This is a genomic window from Enterococcus florum, assembly GCF_004309355.1.
Lineage (GTDB): Bacteria > Bacillota > Bacilli > Lactobacillales > Enterococcaceae > Enterococcus_A > Enterococcus_A florum.
This window is the reverse complement of record NZ_BJCC01000031.1, coordinates 161,996-181,374: the sequence shown is the minus strand read 5'-3', so window position 1 is coordinate 181,374 and position 19,379 is coordinate 161,996. Positions and strand designations below refer to the sequence as shown.

Annotated in this window: 17 protein-coding genes; 5 read left to right on the top strand and 12 right to left on the bottom strand. The window is 42.3% G+C overall.

Annotation, left to right across the window (positions count from 1 at the left end):
* Nucleotides 1–106: 106 nt before the first annotated feature.
* Nucleotides 107–1,669 carry a PucR family transcriptional regulator gene (locus tag NRIC_RS16465; protein ID WP_146623802.1) on the bottom strand — a complete coding sequence of 521 codons (1,563 nt, stop codon included), beginning with the start codon at nucleotides 1,667–1,669 and terminating at the stop codon, nucleotides 107–109.
* A 206-nt stretch (nucleotides 1,670–1,875) separates the two neighbouring features.
* Between NRIC_RS16465 and NRIC_RS16460 the strand changes: the two genes are divergently transcribed.
* Nucleotides 1,876–2,577, top strand: coding sequence for a DUF554 domain-containing protein (locus NRIC_RS16460; protein ID WP_146623801.1), 702 nt, complete (start codon nucleotides 1,876–1,878; stop codon nucleotides 2,575–2,577).
* Here the strand turns inward: NRIC_RS16460 and NRIC_RS16455 are convergent.
* A complete protein-coding gene (locus tag NRIC_RS16455) occupies nucleotides 2,574–2,954 on the bottom strand; it encodes an ACT domain-containing protein (RefSeq protein WP_146623800.1) in 381 nt (126 codons plus the stop codon). The two genes, NRIC_RS16460 and NRIC_RS16455, sit on opposite strands and share 4 nt — an antisense overlap.
* The gene (locus NRIC_RS16450) at nucleotides 2,945–3,373 is read right to left on the bottom strand and encodes a GNAT family N-acetyltransferase (RefSeq protein WP_175580136.1); all 429 of its coding nucleotides are present in this window, start codon (nucleotides 3,371–3,373) and stop codon (nucleotides 2,945–2,947) included. Before NRIC_RS16450 ends, NRIC_RS16455 begins: the two co-directional genes overlap by 10 nt.
* A 243-nt stretch (nucleotides 3,374–3,616) precedes the next feature.
* Between NRIC_RS16450 and NRIC_RS16445 the strand changes: the two genes are divergently transcribed.
* The gene (locus tag NRIC_RS16445; RefSeq protein ID WP_146623799.1) at nucleotides 3,617–5,050 is read left to right on the top strand and encodes an amino acid permease; all 1,434 of its coding nucleotides are present in this window, start codon (nucleotides 3,617–3,619) and stop codon (nucleotides 5,048–5,050) included.
* Between the two features lie 36 nt (nucleotides 5,051–5,086).
* Here NRIC_RS16445 and NRIC_RS16440 read toward each other — a convergent pair whose 3' ends face one another.
* Together NRIC_RS16440 and NRIC_RS16435 are read right to left on the bottom strand one after the other, a co-directional pair.
* Nucleotides 5,087–6,853, bottom strand: coding sequence for an ABC transporter ATP-binding protein (locus tag NRIC_RS16440; RefSeq protein WP_146623798.1), 1,767 nt, complete (start codon nucleotides 6,851–6,853; stop codon nucleotides 5,087–5,089).
* Nucleotides 6,854–6,901: 48 nt separating this feature from the next.
* Nucleotides 6,902–8,620 (bottom strand): ABC transporter ATP-binding protein, encoded by a 1,719-nt coding sequence (locus NRIC_RS16435; protein WP_146623797.1) that lies wholly within the window; start codon nucleotides 8,618–8,620, stop codon nucleotides 6,902–6,904.
* A 954-nt stretch (nucleotides 8,621–9,574) separates the two neighbouring features.
* Between NRIC_RS16435 and NRIC_RS16430 the strand changes: the two genes are divergently transcribed.
* Nucleotides 9,575–11,032 carry a helix-turn-helix domain-containing protein gene (locus NRIC_RS16430; RefSeq protein ID WP_146623796.1) on the top strand — a complete coding sequence of 486 codons (1,458 nt, stop codon included), beginning with the start codon at nucleotides 9,575–9,577 and terminating at the stop codon, nucleotides 11,030–11,032.
* Nucleotides 11,033–11,101: 69 nt separating this feature from the next.
* Here the strand turns inward: NRIC_RS16430 and NRIC_RS16425 are convergent, their stop codons facing one another.
* A complete protein-coding gene (locus tag NRIC_RS16425; protein ID WP_146623795.1) occupies nucleotides 11,102–11,485 on the bottom strand; it encodes a VOC family protein in 384 nt (127 codons plus the stop codon).
* 93 nt (nucleotides 11,486–11,578) lie between these two features.
* On the opposite strand from NRIC_RS16425, the gene NRIC_RS16420 reads away from it, so the two are divergent.
* Nucleotides 11,579–12,310 (top strand): methyltransferase domain-containing protein, encoded by a 732-nt coding sequence (locus NRIC_RS16420; protein WP_146623794.1) that lies wholly within the window; start codon nucleotides 11,579–11,581, stop codon nucleotides 12,308–12,310.
* Here NRIC_RS16420 and NRIC_RS16415 read toward each other — a convergent pair.
* Genes NRIC_RS16415 through NRIC_RS16405 form a run of 3 tightly spaced genes read right to left on the bottom strand, consistent with a single transcriptional unit; the run spans nucleotide 12,303 to nucleotide 14,645 of the window.
* Nucleotides 12,303–12,977, bottom strand: coding sequence for a Pr6Pr family membrane protein (locus tag NRIC_RS16415; RefSeq protein ID WP_227873834.1), 675 nt, complete (start codon nucleotides 12,975–12,977; stop codon nucleotides 12,303–12,305). The two genes, NRIC_RS16420 and NRIC_RS16415, sit on opposite strands and share 8 nt — an antisense overlap.
* Nucleotides 12,978–12,992: 15 nt before the next feature.
* Nucleotides 12,993–13,844 (bottom strand): GRP family sugar transporter, encoded by an 852-nt coding sequence (locus NRIC_RS16410; protein ID WP_146623793.1) that lies wholly within the window; start codon nucleotides 13,842–13,844, stop codon nucleotides 12,993–12,995.
* 15 nt (nucleotides 13,845–13,859) lie between these two features.
* The gene (locus NRIC_RS16405) at nucleotides 13,860–14,645 is read right to left on the bottom strand and encodes a glucose-1-dehydrogenase (protein WP_146623792.1); all 786 of its coding nucleotides are present in this window, start codon (nucleotides 14,643–14,645) and stop codon (nucleotides 13,860–13,862) included.
* A gap of 149 nt (nucleotides 14,646–14,794) precedes the next feature.
* On the opposite strand from NRIC_RS16405, the gene pepA reads away from it, so the two are divergent.
* Nucleotides 14,795–15,865: a glutamyl aminopeptidase gene (pepA, locus tag NRIC_RS16400; protein WP_146623791.1), complete on the top strand. Its 1,071-nt coding sequence runs from the start codon at nucleotides 14,795–14,797 to the stop codon at nucleotides 15,863–15,865.
* A 79-nt stretch (nucleotides 15,866–15,944) separates the two neighbouring features.
* On the opposite strand, the gene dapB is transcribed toward pepA, so the two are convergent.
* The 3 genes from dapB to NRIC_RS16385 all read right to left on the bottom strand — a co-directional run bounded on the left by dapB (nucleotide 15,945) and on the right by NRIC_RS16385 (nucleotide 19,376).
* Nucleotides 15,945–16,748 carry a 4-hydroxy-tetrahydrodipicolinate reductase gene (dapB, locus tag NRIC_RS16395; RefSeq protein WP_146623790.1) on the bottom strand — a complete coding sequence of 268 codons (804 nt, stop codon included), beginning with the start codon at nucleotides 16,746–16,748 and terminating at the stop codon, nucleotides 15,945–15,947.
* Nucleotides 16,749–16,881: 133 nt separating this feature from the next.
* Nucleotides 16,882–18,606, bottom strand: coding sequence for a coiled-coil domain-containing protein (locus NRIC_RS16390; protein WP_146623789.1), 1,725 nt, complete (start codon nucleotides 18,604–18,606; stop codon nucleotides 16,882–16,884).
* Nucleotides 18,606–19,376: a hypothetical protein gene (locus tag NRIC_RS16385; RefSeq protein ID WP_146623788.1), complete on the bottom strand. Its 771-nt coding sequence runs from the start codon at nucleotides 19,374–19,376 to the stop codon at nucleotides 18,606–18,608. The genes NRIC_RS16390 and NRIC_RS16385 overlap by 1 nt, the downstream gene beginning before the upstream one ends.
* Nucleotides 19,377–19,379 lie beyond the last annotated feature (3 nt).

The window sequence follows — 19,379 nt, the reverse complement described above, 5'->3', positions numbered from 1 at the left end:
GAGGAGTGGATTTCTCCACTCCAAAAAAAGTCTAACTTTTTGGGGTCACTACATCTCTGACAAGCTGTTTCTTTCTCAGGTATTTCGTTTTTTTCAGCAAAATCGACTATTTATGGATCAGCCGATAGATCATACAAGCAAAATAGCATTCATAACTTTCGGAAAAACGAGTGATCGTATAGCCCAGCAATTCACTGATTTTCTTGATGCGGTATTTTACTGTGTTTTTGTGGACGAACAAAAGCTCACTGCAGCGTTGAAAATCACCTTGAGCATCCAATAGGAAACAGCATAAGGTCGTCAGATACTCTTGATTTTGGAGGATAGGTTCCAACACTGCCAAGGTCTCTTCGATTTCCGTTTCTCCAGATTGAACCAGTTTGACCGCATAATCGACTTGTCGAAGCTCACTGATCGAAAAGGTTTTGCGTTCTTTGTAGATTCGTTTCAACTTGGCCGATACTTCATTGACCAGCTGATAGGTTTTTCGCACATCTGTCGTATTGCGCATTCGCGGACACAATACGATGCTTTCGATCTGCTCTTGAGCAGTCGCTGACTGAACGAAATCCTGTGTCAAATTTAGCTCGGAATCGTTGTGGCGATAGTTTCCCAACAGTGCAACCAGCTGGTTATCGATTATTTGTACGACACAGGTTTGGTAGTACTTGGCTGCATGTTCGATCAACTCACTCTTAATCAGCTTCTCTGTTTCCGTGTCCTTTAATTGCAGCAGCCACATCCTATCAATGGCCTTGACGTCGATCGATAAGCTGTTAGCTAGCCGATACATTTTTTCACTTTCATCGTTCAAGATCGCCTGAACAAGTGCATATTCGCTGATTTCGCCATGGTTTTTGCCCCACAAATTTAACGAAACCTGAATCAACTCGATGGATTGCTCACACTCTGCTTGAGTCAGCACATCGTGTTCCTTGATCAAGTAAAAGTGAAGGAACCCATTGTCCTTGTGGTAAATTTCCTTATAAAAATACGAAAACTCAGCCTTTTGAAGTTGTTCGCCATCCTCAATCGGATGCGTACGAATAAATTCGGAGATATCCATTGAGGAGTTTCTCGGCCATTTGATTTGATTCACGATCTCGCCGTTGGCATTTGTCAAAACGATATTGGTCCTTAGAAGATCCGCCAATATTTTCAACGTCATCTCGACACTTCTTAAATGCTCTGGCAGCAGAGAGGTTTTTTCCAGTACCTCATTCACTAAATGCTCCGAGGACTTTTGTTTCAATATCTCGGTCATGATCTCAACGATCGCTTCATTGTACCTTAACTGGAAATTGTGTTTAGGCATCAACACGATCACAAAATCCAAATCCTCCGCCGTTTGAACCACTCGAGGGTCCAACTCTGGAATGACGATGCCGACATAGTAAAGCAGCATGCCGATCTCACCTAGTTCATGTAAATGACGAATGGCTTCGCATTGTTTTTCCACATCCTCTCGAATACTGAAAAACGAGCTGATCACCAATTCCCCGGCATAGTATTCTTCTTTGATTTGGATATTTTGCGCAAAGAAGCTCATGTCGGAAACTTCCAAAAAGGAGAGCGATGTGACGGTACTGTTCAAGTTATTCTTTCCAGCAATCACCTCTGCCTCCCGCAGTGAGGGCAAGGTCAGTAATTCATTCAATTTAACGCCCATAACGAGCTCCTTCCTATTTTTCTTAATACAGAAATTTTACCACAATCAGGGTACATTTCTAACAGCTTGTCTTGAGTCGATCGCGGGAACGAGCGACAAATCTCGCAACGCTGGTTTTCAATTGAACAAACTCATGGTAGTATGAGAGATATCGATTTTTTAATGCCATTCTCATCAGTTGGGTATTCAAAGAAGGACGTGGAAAAATGTTATTGTTAGGTTCATTGGTCAATGGGTTGGCAATCATTGGAGGCAGTCTCTCCGGTATCATTTTGCGAAATATCTCCGAACAAACAAAGGACACGGTGACAAAAGGGATCAGCTTAGGTGTAATTGCTCTCGCTATCCAAATGTCGATCCAGGCAAGCTCCTTTATTTTGATCATTATCAGTATTTGCCTTGGGGGAATGATCGGTGAATTTTTGAAAATCGAAGACGGCATGACCGCTGTCGGACTTTATTTAGAAAAACGATTTGCTCGGGGAAACAGTAATTTTGCGGAAGGCTTTGTTACTGCCACGCTGATTTATTTGATCGGCTCAATGGGCATCATCGGAGCGATCGAAAGCGGAGTCGCTGGCAACCACCAAACATTGTTCACAAAAGCTGTAATGGATGGCTTCATGTCCATCATGCTGACGGCTTCGTTGGGGATCGGGGTTCTGTTCTCAGCCTTTCCGGTCTTTCTTTACCAAGGTGCGATCACTATTTTTGCCAGCTTTATCGTGAAATACTTGCCAGCGGAGCTGCTGGATATCTTGATGCACGAGATCAGTGCAATCGGAGGATTGATGATCTTAGGAATCGGCCTGAATATTATGAAATTGACCAAAATCCGGGTCTCAAATTTCCTACCCAGTATTTTGGTCATCATTGCCCTGCTGACGGTACAATATTATTTTTTCTAAAGCGGAGCTTCTCCGCTTTTTTTGATGCGGTACTCCTGTGCGGCGAGGATCTCTGCCGCTTTGTCTACTTGATCAGCCTTCACTAAAATATAGTCCGTGTTATAGGTCGAAATCGCAAAAATACTAATCCCTTCCTCAGCCAATAGTGTCGCGATTTTGGCTAAAATACCGACCAGACTGAAGTCCAACACACCAGCGATTTTAAATCCGCGCCAGTTGTCTTCTCTTTGAATCGTTTCTTCCGGAACAACTGGGGCTACCACTGAGATCTCATCCTCAGTCATTCCGATAAACATCGGACGAACCGACCAATCCAATTCATTCATGTCCGCGACTTGAAAAACCGAAAGTTCTTCTTCCATTAACACTAATTCCATTCATTTCTCCTCTTCACTAAGTAATATTTAATGGTTCCCTTCATTGGAACATTTTCCAATTCGCCAAAAATCCGGTACCCATTCTTTAAATAAAAATCCAACGCCTGATATTTTTTGGTAGTCAGAGTGATCGTGTCTACACCATGAGTGAATGCGTATTCCTCCATGGTTTTAAGCAATCGACTGCCGGTCCCTGTATTGCGATATGCTGGTTGGACACCCAACAGCGAGACATGCAGTGTCTGGTAGTGTCTCTTGCCTACGATCCCCCCGATCAGCTGCTCCTTTTCCCAAGAGCCAAAAGAAATTTGCTCCTCCGATTCCTCTATATTCGTGAGGAAATGTTCTTGATGCTGCTGAGAAAATAAATCCTCTAAAAAAGGTTCAACTTCAGAAAACATACACTCTTTTATTTCCAATGACCCCACTCCTTTGCCTTTTTATTTTATCATGAAATCCTCCCCCCAAGCCGTTCCATTTAAAAAAACATTGGAACAAGACTTTGATAAGTTTCTCATGAATAATCAAAAAAGATTCAATGAAACTTTTGTAAGCTGAGGGTTCGGAGCGAAAAAGCCCTTTATACTTAAATAAAGAGCGGCTCTACCACTAAATGTAACCGTTTTTCAAAAATTTTGTCCTAATGGCTGGGGGGAAGAAGAATGAGCAAGAAAAAAATACGTTGGTTTACGGTCTCGATGATCGCATTTAGTATGGTCTGGGGATTCGGAAACGTGGTCAACAACTATGCACAACAAGGAGTATCTGTCGTCACCTCATGGATCTTAATCATGCTGCTTTACTTTATACCTTATGCGTTGATCGTTGGTCAGCTGGGATCGACCTTTAAAAACAGTGCCGGCGGTGTCAGCTCCTGGATCAAGGAAACCACTGGAAAACGAAAAGTCGCTTATTATGCTGCTTGGACTTATTGGGTAGTCCACATTACCTATTTGGCACAAAAACCACAGTCGGTGCTGATCGCACTTGGATGGGTAGTCAAAGGCAATGGCGATGTGGCGACCAACATGAGTGTGCAAGTCGTTGCTCTTATTTCGTTATTGATCTTTCTCGTTTTTTTGTTTCTTTCGACAAAAGGCTTGACCACGCTAAAAGTAATTGGAAGTGTCGCTGGATCAGGAATGCTAATCATGTCGATCCTTTTCATTATCTTGGCGGTATCAATCCCATTGATGGACCCGACTTTTAACGCGGCAACTCCAGACATGGGAAACCTTAAAACCTACATTCCTGATTTTAATTTAGGGTATTTCGCAACAATTTCAATGTTAGTGTTTGCTGTCGGCGGTGCCGAAAAAATTTCACCATATGTCAATTCCATTGATCGTCCGACCAAAAACTTTCCCAAAGCAATGATTTTTATGGCGACCATGATTGGAATCAGTGCAGTGTTGGGATCAGTAGCCATGGCTATGTTGTTCAACAGCAACAACATCCCAGATGATTTGATGGCAAATGGAGCCTACAGTGCTTTTCAAATTTTAGGCAAGCATTTCGGAGTAGGAAACCTGTTAATGATCATCTATGGCTTGGCACAGACGGCTGTTCAATCTTCTGCGCTGGCTTTTTCGATCGATGCGCCGTTGAAGATTTTGCTTTCTGATGCCGATCCTGATTTTGTTCCACAATGGCTTCGCAAACAAAATCGAAAAGGGACCTTGATCAATGGTTATTTCCTGACAGGTATTTTAGTCAGCATCATCATTATTCTGCCTGTCTTCGGCATCCAGAATATGAGCGAACTGGTCAAATGGCTGACAAACCTAAATTCTGTCGTCATGCCAATGCGTTACATTTGGGTTTTCTTTGCCTACATGATGCTGAATAAACAGATCAATCGATTTGATTCTGAATACAAATTTATCAAAAATCCGAAGCTGGGATTTCTGGTTGGCTTTTGGTGCTTTGCCTTTACGGCGTTTGCGTGTATTTTAGGAATGATCCCGAAAGTCGACTATGCTGCTGATCCAAAATCTTGGATGTTCCAATTGATTTCAAACATCGTCACACCCTTCGTTTTGATTTTGCTCGGCATGATCCTGCCTATGATTGCCAAACGAGAGCGGAAAAATTAGAAAATTGGGCTTAGAGAAATCTCTGAGCCCAATTTTTTAGTTTGCTTCCTCTAAGGAGTGCAGCGGTTCACCCACGACCCATTGGCGCGCTATCCTTTGTTCGTGGATCATTCGCGCATACCAGCCCTCTGAAGCACACAGGTCTTGGTGGGTGCCTTGTTCCAAGATTTCACCATCTGTTAAAACAATGATTTGATCCGCATTCACGATTGTATTCAAGCGATGGGCGATGACCACGACCGTTTTACGCTTCATCAGACGATCCAATGCTAGATTGATTTCTTTTTCATTGTCGGCATCCAGACTGGAGGTTGATTCATCTAACAATACCACCGGCGCATCCTTTAACAAAGCACGAGCGATCGAGATACGCTGCTTCTCCCCGCCTGAAAGAGTAGAACCGCCCTCACCGACGAGCGTATCATACCCATCTTCCATCTGCAGGATGAATTCATGGCAATTCGCCAACCGACTCGCTTCTACTACTTCTTCCATCGATGCTGTCGGTTTCGCCATACGGATATTATTCAAAATCGTATCATTGAACAAATAGACATCCTGCATCACACAGGTGATTTCTTCTGTCAACGCGTCTGGACGAACATCCCGAACATTTTCTCCGCCAATAGTGATCGTTCCTTCCGAAACATCCCAGAAACGGGAAATCAGATTGATCACTGTTGATTTCCCGGAACCTGAGGGCCCCACCAAGGCAGTGGTTTTTCCATTGTCCACAGTAAACGTCACATTCTTCAAAACAGCCACATCGTTTTCGTAGCTGAAGGAGACATTTTCAAATGCAATGGTGTGCTCTGGTGCTGCGAAGTGCTCTTTCGTATAAGCTAACGGCTTCGTTTCAAAGATTATCCGCAGATTGTCTGCTGATTTCGCTAAATATTTTAATTCAGGGTACAACATCCCGATTACCATCAATTGGCTCGATGTAGAAACACTAAGCATCAGAACAGCGACATATTGTTCTGGAGTCGAATTTCCCTGCACTAGTAAATTGGTTCCCCATACCAGAGCTACCGGGATCATCAATGAAACGATTGTTGAAAAAATCATCACGTAAGGCATCATTGACAGCTCCACACGGATCGAAGATTTTTTCAGCTCATTGAATGAGCGGTCCAGCCGTTTAAATTTCGTCCCAGTCAGCTGATACAAACGAAACGTTTTGATCCCGTTGATATACTCAACCACTCTGGAAATGACTGCGTTGATCTTTTCGCGATGCTCAGGCGCAATCTTGTGACCAACTGCGCCGCCTTTGATCATCAAAGGCAAAGCTACTGCGATCATGACGACTAATACTCCGGCAAAACGAAAATCGATAATCAAAGCGCCCAGCATGCAAACGCAGACGCCGAAAATCGCTTTGACAAAGTCGGTCAGATGATGGGTCAATACCTGCTCAAAATCAGCAATATCAGTAGAAAAATAGCTGGTTAGACGACCCACACTGTTTTGATTGAAGTAGCCTGAATTCAATCCTCTCACATGCTCTGCTAACTGCAGGCGTAATTCAGTCGCGATGACTGAACCGTTCGTTTGCAGAGAACGAAAACTATAGCGAGCGAGCAAGGTGCGAATCACAAAAACAATCACAAGTATTGCGATCCCCCCATAAAAAAATGTTTCAGTAAACCGATCACTCACCAAACGAACAATCGTCAAAATCATAATCGAATAAAACACCATATTCAACATCGCATCAATGATCGCTAACGCGATGGGCTGGCGCAGCAGTTTTGTATTGTCACCAATCACAGAACGAATATTCCTCATAATACTGATCATGTTTGTTCCTCCTTGTCTCTTATCAAAAACGCTTCTGACATGAAGCTCTTACTCTTCGGAATAGATTGCCCAGAGCTTGGCATAAGTTCCATGTCTATGCAGCAGTTCTTCATGAGTCCCTCGTTCAACAATTTTTCCTTGGTCAAATACGCAGATCTGATCGGCATGTTTGATTGTATTTAAACGATGAGCGATCATGATAGTCGTTTTGTTCTGCAACAGCTCATTTAGTGCTAATTGGATTTTTCGTTCATTTTCAATATCTGTAAAACTGGTGGCTTCATCAAAAATCACTAAAGGCGCATCTTTTAAAATAGCTCGGGCAATACAAACCCGCTGCTTCTCACCACCGGACATTTTGATACCCGCTTCACCCATGACGGTATCATATCCATCTGGCAGGCTCATGATGAAGTCGTGGATTTGAGCGGCCTTGGCAGCTTTGTAAATGTCTTCATCCTTCACATCCTCTTTTCCAACAGCAATATTCATTCGAATCGTGTCACTCAGCATAAACGCATCCTGAAAAACAAAGCTCATGGACTCCATTAGGCTTGCTTCATCGAAGTCTTCTACAGGTTGCCCATTCAATAAAATCTTGCCTTTTTGAATATCCCAAAATCGCGGAACAAGCTGAGCAGTCGTGGATTTGCCTGAACCAGAAACCCCGACAAAAGCGGTGAGTGTATTCGCGGGTATTTCTAAAGAAACATCGTGGAGAACCTCATCTTGTTCATATGAAAAATGCACGTGGTCAAATGCTACTGTCACCGCATCCAGTGATGAATGGTTCGAACCAAATGTTTGCTGCGGCAAGTCCATGATCTCCTTGATTTTTTCTGTTCCAGTCATAATTTGACTGATCGCAACAGCGAATCCGCTTAAACTTTTCAAAGAAGATAGAAAGACGATGCTCATCACTAGGAAAAAAAGAAAAGTCGGCAAATCGACACGGCCCTGTAAATAGAGAACCCCCCCAGCAGGAAAACTGAATAACAGCCCTGATTCGATCAATACTAGAAAAGTCCCGTATGACCAAGCCTGCGCTTTCGTACACTCACTCCACATGTCATGGTATTCTTCCACAGTGTCAGAATATTGTTTAAAGCCTTTTGCAGTGACATTAAAGGACTTCATCACATTCATTCCATTGATAAACTGCATGATCGCCGAATTTAATTGTCCAACCAGTCTATGGTACCAGGCCATATACTTGCTGCTTGAGCGCATTCCCAAAGCCAACACGACAGCACCGATCAAAATTGGCATTAGCAGAAACGATGCCAGCCAACCGTTCAACGTACATAAATAGCCAAACATCACTAAAGGAACAATCGCCGCTTTTGCCAGATCTGGTACCTGATGGGCCAACATCGTCTCGATCCTTTCAGTGTCCTCGATGATCGTCTTCTTCAGCTTGCCAGAAGTGGTCTTCGTAAAAAAGCCTAAATGCAGCGCAGCGATATGGATACTTAATCGTTTACGTATTTCATACAATGTGTTGAACGCTCCGATATGCGACAATGCACCACTGATCAAAAGCGTCACGAACTTAACAATAATGGCAATAACGGCGTACAATGCATATTGTTTGGCCAATTCGATATTCGGCTGATCTCCAAACAAAAACAGCAAGACCCGGTAAAGCATCGCCAACGGAACAAAATCCATAATACCGGAAATAATACTGAACAAGGCCGACAGCAAAAGCAAAAAACTCGATTTGCCAGCCAGTTTAAACAAATACCCCACACTTGCTTTTTCCATAAAGACTTTCCATCTCCTTTAATTGAAAATGATTCTCAATATCATTTAAAAAATTATTACATACGTTATCCGGCATGTAAAGATATTTTTTCTTTATCCTTCAATCCATTTATTAAAATTGACAATTTTAAAGATTCTTTTGAAAGAATCGGCTATTATCCAAAACGGCAAATTTCAGTTTTTTATTTATATAAGTTTTCGTACATTTTCGCACGCTTAAATAACGAAAAAATATCAACCCTGCTTCATATTAGACCCAATAAAACGTAATCTTATTTTATTTACGGTTTATTTTTTAGAAAATAAAGAAATTTAGCTTTCTTATCTTAAAAAATATTCTAATAAAAATAAATTTTCATGATATTATAGAGATAGGATAGCAATCCTTCAATCCCTCACAGGCTTATAGATTGATCAGATCGCTAAGAGGAAGAAAAGTGGAAAGCTGTTTGTGATCACTTGAATAATGAGACATCATTTCATTAAGGATAGCCACAATTCAACTATCCAAATCGAACCTTCTGCTTTTCAAAAAAAGAAGCGCAAAAAAAAAAAGCGCAATCCCAATAGTGAAAAAGAGTAACCTGGCAATGTCCACTTCATTTCGAAAAAACAAAATTATCCATAATTATAAGAAGATAATTATTTTAATTTAGAAAAACAATTCAAAATTCATAAAATCATTTTTCACAAATTTTTTTATTATTTTTAAAAACAGTTTCTCTATTTTTTCAATGAAACCGCTATATACCTTATTTTACACCTATTTTCTGTTTCTCAATAATTCAATATTTTCTTTTTTTTTCATAGAAAGAATTTTTTTTTCAAAAAAAGAACACATATGTTAATAATTCAATTTAAACTTAGTGATATACTAATCTAGTGAAAATCATTTTATAATCTTTAATTAATATTGAAAAATAGGTTTTTTAGCTAGTTGAAGGAGGCCTTAGTATGAATCAACTGCTTTTGGATACAACGACTCAAGAAAAATTGCAGATCTTTCGTTTGATGATTCAAAAAAGGGAAGCTCATTTTTCTACGAACTCTTTGATGTCCAGCTGTACATTTTCTTATACAAAAATCCAAACACTGGTTGAAGAAATTAATCAGGATATGATGGCTCTATACAATACACCTTTATTGACGAACTCGGGAAAAATTCATTTTAACTCGGAGGTTTTCGTAATTGGAGAATACGAGCGCTTTCTGCTAAAGCAAAGCATTATTTATCAATTTTTGTTAATGACCCTGATCAAACCGGATCATGACATTTATAAATTTTGCGAACTTTACTTTATTAGTTATTCTTCGTTGTATCGAAAATTGCAGCCTATCAAAGCCTTTCTATCGGAGTATCGCATTACCATCAATATTGCGAAGATGGAGATCGCTGGCCCAGAGGCGTTTATTCGTGGCATGTTTTTCAATCTGTGCTGGCGGATCAATGCAGGAGAAGACCTCCTGCAATTGGAACAGGTTCGACCAACACTGCTCGCTTTCCAGCAGAGAATGATTCCTTGGCTTTCAAACCTCAGTATTCGAGAGTCCAAATTGCTTTTAGTCATCAACCAGCTGCGGCTGCAGCAATGCTTTGTGTTAGACGACTTGGACTTGACCGGTTTTTATTTTCCAGAGCCTAGTCCGATCATCCAACGATTAGTCAGAGAATGGCATCCGGACCCAGAGATTCAAGAAAAGGAAATCCATTTTTTCTACTTCTATTTGATCTATTGGCCGGTTTATTTTGAAAAAGAGGATCTTCGGCTGAATTTCGTTCGTAAAAATATTGAACAAAACCACCTAGAGGAATTGATGCTGGGAGTTTTTGATCAATTTATTGGAGAAGTCGTTCATGAAGAAACACCGCAGGGGAAAATGCAGCTGTTAAAAATGAACCTGTACAATACGTTTTTAAAGGTCCGTGTGTGGAACAAGGTCCCCATTCCGGCTCCGCATATTTTTGAAGAAAGAAAAATCTCATTCAGCAATGGCCCGCATAAGGATTTGTATTTAGCGATCAACGACCTGCTGCATCAGGTCCATCAACTGCAGGGACTTCAATGGCACAAGGATTGCCATAAATACGCGTTGGATGTGTGTACTAGTCTGCTGCTTCCTTATGTCAAAAGAGAAGATCGATCAGACTTTGTATGGGTGGGTATTTTCCCCGACCCGAATTACTTCTTGCTCCATGAAACGCTAAGTTATTGCAATCGTCTGCCGTTTGTGAAATGCCAAATAATTCATGAACAGAACAAGCACGATTTTTACGACCTTATGATTTTCAACATCCATCAACCAGATTTGCCGCATTTTACAGAAACGCCGCATTTCCAGTTGAATAATGGGAATTTTTCGCACCAAGATTTATTGGATTTGTTGGAAAAATGTCATCAGCTCAAATTTTAATTTTTTTGTCAATCATACCGATAGCAAAGCGGAACAGGGCATCCTGTTCCGCTTTTTCAGGCTCATTCTCTATTCAGTGATCTCGATTTGAATCCCTTCAGCGATTCTTACAGCACTCTCATAATAGCCATCTCCGGTAGTCCTTGGTCCAGACAAAACGTGATAGCCATCGCTGATCAACTGCTCGGTCAGCGCGTCTACCTTTTCCTTCGACCCGACACTAAAGGCAATATGGATCAATCCTGCTTGATAAAGGTCGGGCTCTGACTGTCCTACTTCCGGACGAGTCATCAATTCCAACCGCGCACCATCACCAAACGTTAAAAAATAAGTCATTAGACCTGTTTTAGTGTTGTGGTAGCGTTCATTGCTAGTTGCTTCAAAATAAGTCTCAAAAAATTCTCGCATTTTTTCCAAATCACGGACATACATTGCTACATGCTCTAATCTCATGTGGTTCCCCCTTTTTCTTTTAGTATACCATTTTATTGTCAGTCCTCTATTACTCATGATACACTTTGTTGAATCTCTAGTAAGGAGCACCGCATGAAAAAAAGCGAAGTTGAATCATTTTGGGATGCATTTGCAAAAGAATATGAGACGATCCAACAAGAATCTAGGTTTCCGATCGCTATGCATCTATACGAGTTTTTAATCGAACAACAAATCCTCCCTTGCAAATCCTTTTTGGATATGGCGGGAGGGACTGGACGCTATATGGAGATTTTTCAGCAAGCCGTGGCGGATTACGATTTAGTGGATCTATCTTCCGCTATGCTGGCGATTGCGAAAACAAAAATTCTATCTGACCGAGTCAATCTGATTCATCAAGAACAATCGCAATTCCTTGAAAAGCAAAACAAAGTCTACGATATCGTGTTTGCCGCCATGACACCGTCCATCCAAACCAAAAATGACTTTTTCTCTTTATTAAGCCACGGAAGAAAGTGGGGGCTTTTTCTACGTCTAGTTTCACAAGAAGACAGCTTATTTTCGCCTTTTGAGGAAAAAGTCGACGAACCAAATCCGCTGAATGAGTATCGGACGTATTTGGACGAAGAAAAAGTGACCTATCAAACAAAGGTCTTCTCATTCTCCTCCACCGAAACAGTTAAATCCGACTTTTTCCAGGCTTATTTTCAGGATGAGTGGCCGCAGGAGCTGTTGGAGGCTCGACTCCATCAATTGTTTGATGCAAAAAAAGAAGCCCGTAACGAACAATCAGTTCGCTACGAACTTCTTTTGGTGCCCCTCGATCAAGAAAATCAGTTCAATTGAGTTTTGGGGATTTGAACCGGTTTGAAAGCCAAGCCAGCAGCTTCATCAGATACCCAAAGGCCACGAAAAACAAAACTAACAGAGCAACATTCAAAAAAACCTGCGGCCAGCCTAAATGATCGGCATCGATAAAGAAATATGGATAGTCGCTGTCAAACCCTGGGATTGGGCCAGCAAGTTGGGCACGCACGATGGTGAATAGCCAATACATAATCGGCAAAACGGTCCATGTCAGCGGTTTGATCGTTTTGGTCTCGTGCGTGTCTGCAAACACGACCCAATCGAAAAAGACCATTAACGGTGTAAACGTGTGAACCAGCAGATCAGATAAATTGTTGACTGCGTAGTCTGAAGTGTCCGGTATCGTAGGAACCAAAATAAAGTTATAAATCAACCCAGTAATAACAATGATCAACGTAACTGCTCCCATGATGTTGGCCGGAAGATCCACACTGACCATCCGTCTTTTTCTAAAACTGTAGGCACCACTTTTCACGACCAAGTACCCATAAATCAGAAATACCAGCAAATTACTTTGGATCGTGTAAAAAATCAGCTGCGTCAGGTTAAATGTTCCTTCTGCGATTCCCAAGATCAGAAACAAGCCCCAGCCACAACCGGCGACCAAGATCACCCGAAACAAATTTTTCATTCCTTGATAACTCATACATGCCTCTTTCTTTTAAAGAAATGTCGTAATCACACTACCCACAACGATCAATGCTAATCCAATCAGTGTGAAGCGAAATTCCTTTGGTGTTTTTTCTTCTTTCAAAATAAACATACCGCCCAGTGTTGAAATGACGACATTCAGTTGAGTGATTACATAAGCGGTCGCTACTCCATTGGCCTGAGCTGAAAAAATGTACGCAAAGGCTGAAATACTGAAGATCACCCCAACAATGACTGCTTTCCAGCTCTTGTCGCTGGCGAAAGCTGTCGGTTGTTTAAGAATAACATAGATCGCAGCAGCGATAAAGATACCTAACATTTGCGGGAAGAAAATGGCGTCACCAGAAGCATCGACCAATTTTGGCAGCGCACTGTAGACCCAGTATCCGACACTGGTCCCCAGTAGGACCAACAAGCCCTTCATCGTTCCGCCTCTTGAGTCAGCCCCTTCAGTCACAGCTGTCAATGCAGCTCCGATAACCACTAATACGATGGCGCCGAATCCAATTATGCGCGAGGTCGTTCCAGCCCATTCACCGAAAGCAAACACACCGATCAGGGAAGTGCCGATCAGCTGCAGACCCGTTGAGATCGGCATCGTCCGTGAAACTCCCAACAGGTTAAACGCAGTGAACTGCCCCGTCTGGCCAATAACCCAAAAGGCTCCAGAGGCCAGAGCGATCATAAATGTGCCAAAGGACAAAGATTGATCGGAGAAAAAGAAATAGACGATCAATCCTACTAGCAATGTGCCGATTCCTGTTCCTAAAATCTCATTGGTTGGCCGCCCTCCGATTTTTTTCAGAATCAGCGGCTGAATCCCCCAGCCGATCGCTGGCAGCAATGCAATTAATATATTCATCTCTTACACCTCTTTCTAGCCTTTCCCATCCTGAAAAGCAGGATATAAGGTCATACCGCCATCCACAAACAAAGTGATTCCGGTCACATAACTAGATTCGTCAGAGGCCAGCCATGCAGCAGCTGCAGCCACCTCACTTGGCTCACCGATGCGCTTCATCGGAACCATCCCTCTTGTCGTTTCCAGCTTTTCCGGATCAGCAAATTTTTGGGCATTGATCGGCGTATTGATCGCCCCTGGTCCAATGCTGTTGATGCGGATATTTCGAGCGGCATATTCCATGGCAGTCGTTTCAGAAAATAACTTAACGCCTCCCTTTGAAGCCGCGTAATGCGCGAATGTTGGCCAAGGGATCTGTTCATGGACAGAAGACATGTTGATAATGTTCCCCTTTTTTTCTTGTGAAAGAAAATAATTCAATGCTGTTTTGGTTCCTAAGAACACACCTGTTAAATTAACTTCTACCACTTTTTTCCAATCCTCAAGCGGAAGCTGATGCGTCGGCATTTGATTTTCCATCCCGGCATTGTTTACCCAAACATCCATTCCGCCAAATGTTTGAACAGCCGCATCCAATAATGTTTGAACGCCTTCTTCTGTCCCTACGTCCGCCTGAACGGCAATCGCTTTTCCACCAGCCTGCTGGATCTGTGCCACCGCTTCCTGCGCTCCAGCTTCATCTGAATGGTAATTGACTACAACATTCATCTTTTCTTCACCAAAGCGTTTCGAGATGGCGGTGCCGATCCCCTTTGATCCCCCGGTGATGATCGCGGTTCGATTTTTTAAATCTGTATACATAGCAGCATTCCTTCTTTCTTAACGTTATGAGACTCGTATTTTACTTTAACGCCTTTTCAGTGCGATCGCCAATGATTAGCTCACAAGCATTACAACCTGCTAAAAAAGGGTTATAATACCTTTGTGACTACATTAAAGAGGTGAAGCAGATGAAAGAAGAAACATTTTTAAGAATAAAAGAATTGACCGAATTGCAGGGGACCAGCGGCTTTGAAGATGATGTCAGGGAGTATATGCGTGCAAAAATGACGCCCCTTGTAGATGAAGTCGCTCAGGATGGGCTAGGCGGGATCTTTGGGATCAAAAAGACCTCTGAGGAAGCTCCGCGTGTGATGGTAGCTGCCCATATGGATGAGGTCGGTTTTATGCTGACAGAGATCACTCCGCGCGGTTTGTTTAAGGTCGTGCCCCTCGGAGGGTGGAATCCTTATGTGGTTTCTGCACAACGCTTTACTCTAAAAACGGGCAAAGGTAATTATCCCTGCATTTCTTCCTCTGTACCGCCGCATTTGCTTCGCGGCACAGATGGACAGAGTGCAGTGAAAGTGACTGATCTTTTGTTTGATGCAGGCTTCGATTCTCTAGAAGAAGCAGTTGCGTTTGGTGTTTGTCCAGGAGATACCATCGTTCCCCAAGTCGAAACTGTCAAAACCGCCAATGGAAAAAACATTATCAGCAAGGCTTGGGATAATCGCTATGGCTGTACCGTCGTTTTAGAAGCATTAGAGGCGTTGAAAGAAGAAACTTTAGAATACACCTTGATTGCAGGTGCAAACGTCCAGGAGGAAGTTGGGCTGCGAGGATCAAAACCAGCGGTCACAAAGTTTAAACCAGATTTATTCTTTGCCGTTGATTGCTCAGCTGCGGACGATCTACTCACTAAAAGCGGAACCTTTGGTCACTTAGGGGAAGGAACACTGCTGCGCATTCAAGACCCTGGATTGATCTTGCTGCCGCGATTAAAAGAATATCTATTGGACACAGCGCAAACACACCACATCCCTTATCAATACTTTGTTTCTAGAGGCGGGACAGATGCGGGGGCGGCCCACACAGCCAATGAAGGGATTCCCAGCAGTGTTATCGGAGTTTGCGGTCGTTACATCCACACCCATCAAACCATGTTCAGTATCGCAGATTTTGAGGCTGCTCGAGAGATGCTGATTCAAGTACTAAAGGGCTTGTCGAAAAGTACTATCGAGACGATCATTTATGGCTAATCAGTAAGAAAGACATTAGATGATTTCCCTCTTGTCTATGAGGTCGAAATCATCTAATGTCCTTTTTACGTTAAATGCTTTAATAATTTCCAGATACAACATCTGCCATAGAATAAAAACCTGGTTGTTGTTTAGCTAGATAGACCGCCGCATCACACGCTCCAGAAGCAAAGCAGCTAAAGTCCGTCGCATGATGGCTGATTTCCAGTCGTTCGCCGACACCGCCAAAATAAACAGTATGACTACTAGGCGTATCTCCTAAACGCATCGAATGATACCCGATCGTTCCTTCTTCTCTTTCGCCGCGGCCTTCACGCCCGTAAACGGCAAGATTTTTGAGCTTTTTCCCCAGCTCTTCGGCTATGATTTCGCCCATTTCCTTTGAGGTGCCGCTCGGTGCATCCTTTTTCGTTCGATCATGCATTTCAACGATTTCAATATCTGTTTGGTCTCCGATAGTATTAGCCGCCAGTTTTAAAAGCTGATTCATCAAATTGACCAATTTGGAGGTATTCGCCGCATAGAGTACTGGAATGTGTTCGCCAGCCTTTTTGAACTGCTGCATCTCTTCTTCGGAAAATCCAGTGGTGCCGCAAACTACAGCTGTACGGTATTGTTTCGCCAATGCTAACACCTGCAGAGCGGTCTCTTTCGTTGAAAAATCAATGATGACATCACAATCCTCGATCACTGCTTCTAAATCATCCACGATCGGCTTTCCCAGTGATTTTCCTAACATAGCCACTTCCCCAATATCCTGACCGATGTACGCTCTACCTTTTGGTCCGACACCTGCAAGTAGTGTCATATCTGATCGTTCCTCTGCAATTCGTGTGATCGCCCTTCCCATTTTTCCTTTTGGCCCTACAACGATTACGTTCATGCTGATCCTCCTTGTTTTTCTTTAGTCTAGCACCGCTGCTGGTGAAAATGAAGACCCTATTCAGCTGAATCCCCAAAAAGAGGATCCTTTCTTATCAGAAACAGCTTCTGATAGGAAAAGATCCTCTTTTTGTTTATTTTTGTTCTACTTCTTCCTCTGCAGGGCATTCAACGGCTGGCTGTTCTACTGCCTTGATCCAGTTGCCATACACATTTTTTACCGATCGGTTCAATTCATCCACATCGGACAAGATCGTTTGTGCTTTTTCACCGATCGTAGCCATTTCCAGCTCGGCTGTACTGATTAAATGCTCGGCTTCTTTTTGGGCAGTTTCGACCATGCTTTTCGCTTGTCTTCTGGCAATGATCAATACTTCGCCGATGTCTTGTTTGGCTTCGACGATTTCCTTTTTCAACGCTTCATTTTCGTTGCGAATAGCTTCCATCTCACGTTTGGTCTTGAACAAGTCTTGATTTTCTCTTGTAAAGACAATCAGTTCATCTGATTTTTCCTTTAATTCCGCTTTTACTTTGCGCATTTTTTCAACGATTTCGTCTTTTTCTTCTTTTGCATTTTCAAGCGCCGTTGTCAACTCTTCTTGTTTGGCTTCAGAAGTTGCTAGTTGTTTTTCAAGTTGCTGTACGTTTTTCTTCAATTGTCTTGCTTCAGTCGTCAATTCATTATTTTCTTCAGTCAATTGTCCATGTTCCTCTTTCAGTATTTGGTAGTCTACCAAAGTATTTTTTAGGTTCTCTTTTTGTTCCTTTGTTGCTTCATATTGCGCGGTTAAATCTGTCACCTGATTTTGAAGATCCTCATTCAATTGTTGCAAATCAGATTCGGATGCCTTAGCCGCTTCCTGCAGCTTATTAATTTGGTTTTCCAATCGGTTAATCGTTCGTTCCGCCTCTTCTTTAAACTGATCTCCTGCTTCGTTCTTTTCAAGAGACTCTGTGAGCCGTACTTTCAGGTTTTTACATTCCTCTGCATAGTTGACCGCAGCATCTTTTTGTTTCGGATAATCCTCTAAAAGAGTCGTTTGCTCATCCAATTGCTTTTGCAGACTCTCGTTGCTTAAGCGCATCGCCTGAACCTCTTCCAAGGTAGGAAGCTCATTAATCTGATCTTGAAGCTCTTCTACTCTCTTTTTCAGGTTGCTTGCTGTCTGAGCAGCCTGCAGTTTTTGTCTTTGGGCCTTTTCCAAGGCCTCGTCTTTTTCACCTTCGACATTTTTTAATAAGTCTGCTTTTTCTTGCTCAAGTTTTTCCAGTGCCGCTTTGTGTTCCTCAGCTGCTTTGTCCATGGCTTCTCTGAAGGATTCGAATTCAGCCTCGATCTCTTCATATTTTTTACTTTGGTCCATGTACTCTGCTAATTTTGCAGCCTGTTCATCCAGTTGCTGTTGAAGCGCTGCATTCTTTTTCAGCGTCTCTTCTGTCAGTTCAGATACAGTCGTGCTTTTCAGCTGTTCAAGTTCTCTCTGCAGGGTTTGGATCGTTTCTGTATTCTCCTGCTTTTGATCTTCCAGCTCTTGCAATTTTGTTTCCAATTTTGAAGTATAATTTTTGCTGACATAAACGGATTCTAAATGTCTCTTTAGTTCTTCCCGCTCCTCTTCCAGCTTTTTGATCTGTTCCTTCAACGCCGCTTCCTCTGCTGAGGATTGTTTTTCTTCCATGCCTTTTTGCGCTTCTTCCAGCTGCTTTTTCAACTGTTCTAGTTCTTCCGTGTTGTCAGAGACACTTTCTTGGACTTCAGGGGCAGTTCGCTCCTCTGAATCCAGCATCTCATCAGGAATCCCATCGATTTCTTTCATCATGTTTTTCGTAAAAAACCAACCTTCTCTTTTTTTTGCCACTAATCCTCATCCTCCTTGTCCGTCTTTTTCGACTCTTCTTGACGTTTAAAAGCGTCTTTATCTTTTTCTCTTAAGTAGATGCCTTCATACAAGGTCTCATTCTTTTTATCAACTGCGGAAGTGACTTGTACATGAACTTGTGTCAAACGCGGAATGACCTTCGCCTCTTTAACAAAAGCTTCTACATTTTTTTTGATTTTTTCTTTTCCTTCAATATCCGTCGTACTTCCAGTCAGCGACATACTCAATGACTGAGTAGGTACATCCACTGAAACGATCACTTGAGACAATCCAAAATAAGGAGCGAGTTTTTGGGAGATTTCCGTCTCGATCTTCAATTGAAGCTCTTCTTGCCGTTCTTCTCCAAAAACCTTATCCCATTCGTACTTCTTCAGATCGATTCCTTCTTTTGGATAATCCTTGATCGGGATCTTTGTGATCAACTCTTCTTGCTGATTGCTCAAACGTTGTATTTCTTCATCTAAAAGACTGGTCTGCTCTTTCATTGAATCCACTGTTTGATTTAGCTGAAAGAGGTTGACTGTTACCAACAGTAGACTGACCCCTATTGCCAGGCATAATCCCAATAAAAAAGCGACATGCTTTTGACTGGTGATTTGTTTAAACACATGAAGCTTTTTTTGGAACTTTGAATCAGAATACTCCGTTTTTTCCACTCGGCTCACTTGAAATTGGATGATCAAGCGATAAATCACAATTCCTAAAACCACGGCCAAAATCACGGCATTCACAACATTCAGGACAAACACTAT